The organism is Saccharopolyspora sp. (assembly GCF_017434145.1).
Lineage (GTDB): Bacteria > Actinomycetota > Actinomycetes > Mycobacteriales > Pseudonocardiaceae > Saccharopolyspora_C > Saccharopolyspora_C galaxeae.
In genome coordinates this window covers 1-1525 of sequence record NZ_JAFRFW010000112.1, presented here as the reverse complement: position 1 = coordinate 1525, position 1525 = coordinate 1, and the positions used below count along the sequence as shown (strand labels likewise).

The 1525-nt window shown below is 71.0% G+C and carries 1 protein-coding gene and 1 pseudogene; both read right to left on the bottom strand.

The window, feature by feature from the left end:
• Nucleotides 1-177: PIG-L family deacetylase (locus IJH84_RS03005; RefSeq protein WP_295139914.1), on the bottom strand; the 177-nt coding region annotated here is incomplete at its 3' end.
• Nucleotides 178-247: 70 nt separating this feature from the next.
• A pseudogene (locus IJH84_RS03000) lies at nucleotides 248-1525 on the bottom strand (hypothetical protein); the annotation flags it as partial.

Genomic DNA, 1525 nt, shown 5'->3' with positions numbered 1-1525 from the left:
TTTGAATGCCTCCGCCTCCGGGGAGTCCCGCAGGTGCGCGAGCTCCGGCGCCACGACCTCGCCGAGTTCCCCGCTGGTGCAGGTCACGAGCGTGACCGTGGCGCCTTCCGCGGCGTAGCGGGCCATCGTCGCGCCTGTGACCGTGGACTCGTCATCCGGATGGGCGTGCACCAGCAGCAACCGTCGATCGCTCATGCTTTCGAGGATAGAGACCCGGGTGGTGGCGGTGTGCGCGGTTCGAGCACCGTCACACCGGCCGGCTCGGAACAGCTGCGCGCACTCCTTCGACGAGGTCCGCGGACAGCGGTTCGGTGTGCACGATCCCGAGCCGCTGGGTCGCGCGGGTCAGCGCGACGTAGAGCTGCGCCCCGCCGCACGGTCCGCGCCGGATCAGCTCCGGCTCGACCAGCAGCACGGAGTCGAACTCGCGGCCCTTCGCCGCGGCCGGGGCGAGGATCGGCACGTCCGGCGGCAGGTCGAGATCGGCTTCGCTGAGCACCGCGAAGGTCCCGGTGCGCGCGGCTTCGTCGGCGGCCACCGCCAGTACCGCCGCGGCCAGCTCGCCCGCTGGAACCCGGCGCGCCCACGGCAGCACTCCGGTGCGGCGCACCGAGGTCGGCGGCCGCAACGCGGCGTCGTGCGCTGCGAGGACTCGTCCGGCAACGTCCATGATCTCGGCAGGCGTGCGGTAGTTCGTGCGCAGCTCGCGGTAGGTCCAGCGGTCCCGCACGTGCGGCTCGAACACCTCGCTCCAGGAGTGCGCACCGGCCGGCGAGCGGCGCTGCGCCAGGTCGCCGACCACGGTGAACTCCTTGCTCGGACAGCGCCGCATCAGCAGCCGCCAGTCCATTGCGGACAGTTCCTGGGCTTCGTCGGCCACGACGTGCCCGTAGGTCCAGTCGCGGTCCGCGGCGGCGCGTTCGGCCAGCGGGCGCTCGTCGCGCTTCTCGTACCGCTCGGCCAGCTCCGCCGCGTCGAGCACGTCCACCGCTCGCAGCGTCTCCCCGTCATCGTCGTCGTAGTCCAAAGTGGACAACACGCGTTCCGCATCGTGCTCCCGGCTGCGCCGCGCCCGTCGCTCATGCGCATCGCGGGGAAATGTTCCGAGGAATTCCACGGATTCGTCCAGCAACGCGACATCGGCCACCGTCCAGGCAGAACCGTCCGCGCGCAGCAGCGCATCTCGATCCGATGTGGACAGAACACCGCAGGCGGCCGCCAGCCGCTGCGGTGCGCAGAACAGTTCGGCGAGCAACCGCTGCGGAGTCAGCAACGGCCACAACCGATCCAGCACATCCCGCAGACCGGCGTGCGCGGACAGCTCGTAGCGCACGTCCGCGGCGAAATCCGCCCGCAGCCCGACGTCCCCGGCATCCAGCCACCCCTCCCCGATGAGCTCGACGGCCCGCTCGACCAGTTCGTCGACGAGACCGCCATCGGCATGCAGGTGGTGGGCGATCCCGCCGCCCGCCAGCCGATCGACGATGAATTTGAAGCCATCATCGCCCGGCACGAGCCCGAAAAG